The organism is Kitasatospora sp. NPDC001225, from assembly GCF_053597855.1.
Genome location: NZ_JBSFJC010000306.1, coordinates 1 through 3,353 on the forward strand (window position 1 = coordinate 1; position 3,353 = coordinate 3,353).

The window sequence follows — 3,353 nt, forward strand, 5'->3', positions numbered from 1 at the left end:
GGCCATGAACACCGTGTCACGCCCCGCCCGTCGCGTCCTCGTCTCCGGGGCCAGCATCGCGGGCCCCGCGCTCGCGTACTGGCTCGACCGGTACGGATTCGAGGTGACCGTCGTCGAGAAGGCCGCCGCCGTGCGCGGGGGCGGCTACGCCATCGACGTCCGCGGGCCCGCCCGCGAGGTCGTGGAGCGCATGGGGCTGCTGCCGCGCCTGCGCGCCGCCCACGTCGACAGCCAGCGAATCACCTTCGTCGATTCCGTCGGGCGGACCGTCGGCTCGCTGCGCCCGGAACAGCTGACCGGCGGCGCGGCCGGCCACGACCTGGAGGTCCGGCGCGGCGACCTGGCCGACGCCCTCCAGGAGCCGCTGCGCGGCCGGGTCGAGTTCCTCTTCGAGGACTCGATCGCCGCACTGGAGGACGACGGGGAGGCCGTCCACGTGCGGTTCGACAGCGGCGCCCGCCGCAGCTTCGACCTCGTGGTCGGCGCGGACGGCCTGCACTCGAACACCCGCCGGCTGGTCCTCGGCCCCGAGGAGGCCTTCCACCGCTACCTCGGGCACGTCTTCGCCGGCTTCACGCTCCCGAACGAGTTCGGCCTCGTCCGCGAGGCCGTCGTCTGGAACGACGTCGGCCGCGGCGCGGTCCTCAACGCGCACGAACCGGCCGACCGGCTCCACGGCTTCCTCACCTTCACCCGCGACGACCCGCCCTTCGAGGCCTTCCGCGATCCGCGGGCCCAGCGCGAGCTGGTCGCCGCGCGGTTCCCGGAGCGGGTCTGGCACCTGCCGCGCCTGGTGGCGGCGATGCGGGACGCCGAGGACCTCTTCTTCGACGTCGTCAGCCAGATCCACCTGCCCAGCTGGTCGCACGGGCGGGTGGTCCTCGCGGGCGACGCCGCGCACGCCACGTCGTTCCTGTCCGGCCAGGGGTCCAGCCTCGCCCTGGTCGGCGCGTACGTCCTGGCCGGCGAACTGGCCGCGCGCTCCGACCACACCGCCGCCTTCGCGGCCTACGAGCGCCGGATGCGCCCCTTCGCCGAGCGCAACCAGGCGCTGGCCACCGGAGGCGGCACGTCGGTGGCGCCGAGGACACGGGAGCAGTTGGAGGCCCGCAACGCCGTGGTGCGCGATCCGGAGTCCGCCGCGAGCGAGCTGGCGACGCCGAGTGCCCGGACGGCCCGGGCCGTCCACTCGGACCTGCGGCTTCCGGACTACGCCGGACGGCTGTGACGGTCAGGACGATCGGACGACGGACCACCGGACCACCGGTGCCGGCCTCCCCAGAAACAGGGAGACCGGCACCATCGGCCTCAGCCGTTACGGCAGCGGGATGCGCACCACCTGCGGGTCGTGGTCGCTGAGCTGCGTGCTGAACTCGCTGTTGATGTGCACGATGTCGTAGCTGTACGACGTGGCCGCGAGCGCGCCGGAGATCAGGATGTGGTCCAGCACCTGCGAGTTGCCCTCGTACACGTAGGTGTAGCGCTCGGGCAGCGGCAGGGTGCGCGGCAGGTCGGTGAGCGAGCCGCCGGCGGTGAGGATGTCGGCGGTCTGCGAGAACTCGAAGTCGTTGAGGTCGCCGAGCACGATGACCGAGGCGTTCGGGTCCACGGCCAGGATCTGGTCGGTGAAGCCCTTCACCGCGGTCGCCTGGGCGTGGCGCTGGGTCTCCGAGGGGTGGGCCGGCGGCTGGTAGCGGCCGAAGAGGGGCTGGTCGCCGCCCTTGGAGTTGAAGTGGTTGGCGATCACGAAGACCGGCTTGCCGTTCCAGCGGAACTCGCCGGCCAGCGGCTTGCGGCTGGAGTTGAACGCCGAGTTGGTCGGGTCGATCCGCCCGGGCGAGTAGGCGAGCTGCGGTGTGCCGCCCGCGTTCACCACGGAGTCGGCGGTGGTGGATCCGGCGCCGGGGCGGTCGGTGAAGGAGAGGCCGCGGTCGGTGCGGAACAGGAACACCTGGCGGATGTTGCCGCCGGGCTGCCCGCCGTCCTGGCCGTCCACCGGGTCGATCTCGCGGTAGGAGTAGGAGGGGCCGCCGGCCGCGGTGATGGCCGCGGTGAGCTTGGCCAGGGTCTGGGTGGCGCTGACCGTGCCGTCGTCGGTGGCGCCGCTGTTGTCCTGGATCTCCTCGAGGGCGACCAGGTCGGGCGAGCGCAGGTTGGTCACGATGCCCGCCGCGAGGCCGTCGAACTTGCTCTGCGGGTCGGAGGGGGCGAGGTTCTCCACGTTGAAGGTGGCCGCGGCGAGCTGCCCGGCCGTCGGTGCGGCGGTGGTCTCGGGCGCGATGCCGCCGGAGGTGACCGCCGGGGTCGCGGTGACCTGGAGGGTGAAGTTGCCGAAGGCGTAGTCGAGCACGCCGACGGTGGCTCCGGTCAGGGTGTCGCCGACGTTGGCAGTCGGGGTGGGCGCGAGCGCCTTCCCGAGGACGACCCGCTCCGGGTTGCCGTCGTTCGCCTGGAGCAGGATGCCGCCCCGGTTGGTGCGGGTGGTGCTGCCCGGCGGGACGACGGCGAGCTCGCCGTACTTGTTGGTCGGGCCGACCACGGCCGCGTTGTCGATCTCGACCCGCATGCCCTCCAGGGACTCCCAGAAGTCCAGGCCGTCGGTGGCGGGCTGGAAGTTCCCGGCGGCCTCGACGTCGCCGGAGGTGACGCTGGAGATGACCGCGGACGGGGGCACCCGCCCGCCCTGGCCGACCACGGTGGCGGCGGGCAGCGCGACGTTGTGGGCGACCACCGTGACGGTGGGCGCGGTCAGTTCGGTGATCGACAGGTTGGTGGTACCGCCGGTGCCGCCGGGGCGGTACTGGGTGACGGTGGCGTTCACCGTCACCGAGTCGCCCACCGCGACCGAGGGCGCGCCGGCGGTGTAGACGTAGATGCCCTCGCTGGTGCCGGGGTCGTTGTCGGGCTGCGGGTCCTGGTACCAGAAGCCGTTGGGGCCGACGGCCGTCACCACACCGGGCACGGCGCTGACCGCGCTGCCCGCCAGCGGGGAGGTGCGGGCGGCGCCCTGGATGTCGTGGATGCGGGTGCCGGCGGGGTTGCCGCCGGTGCCGGTGGAGGAGGAGTTGCGCGGCACGGGCGCGGTGATCGCGAAGTCCGCCGCGTTGTTGTCGGTGTCGGTGGCGCCGCCGCCGGTGCGCAGGGCGGCGGTGGAGTTCGACAGGTTGCCGGTCGGCGTCCCCTCGGCGGAGCTCGCGCCGCTGCCGTAGCCGACCAGGTCCTTCACCCCGGACTGGCTCGCGCAGCCCGAAGTGCAGGTCAGCGCCGTGCCGTTGGTGACGAGGGCGACCTTGCCGGAGGTCGCGGACATGGCGATCGTGCCGGTGGCGTCCGGCGTCGGCAGCGCGGCGCCC

Annotated in this window: 2 protein-coding genes; one reads left to right on the plus strand and one right to left on the minus strand. The window is 73.4% G+C overall.

Going from position 1 to position 3,353, the window contains the following annotated elements:
* Positions 1 to 4 precede the first annotated feature (4 nt).
* A complete protein-coding gene (locus tag ACWDCZ_RS39625; RefSeq protein WP_449818504.1) occupies positions 5 to 1,228 on the plus strand; it encodes an FAD-dependent monooxygenase in 1,224 nt (407 codons plus the stop codon).
* Between the two features lie 87 nt (positions 1,229 to 1,315).
* On the opposite strand, the gene ACWDCZ_RS39630 is transcribed toward ACWDCZ_RS39625, so the two are convergent.
* Positions 1,316 to 3,353, minus strand: a 2,038-nt coding sequence (locus ACWDCZ_RS39630) for an endonuclease/exonuclease/phosphatase family protein (protein ID WP_449818503.1), incomplete at its 5' end; no start/stop codon positions are given.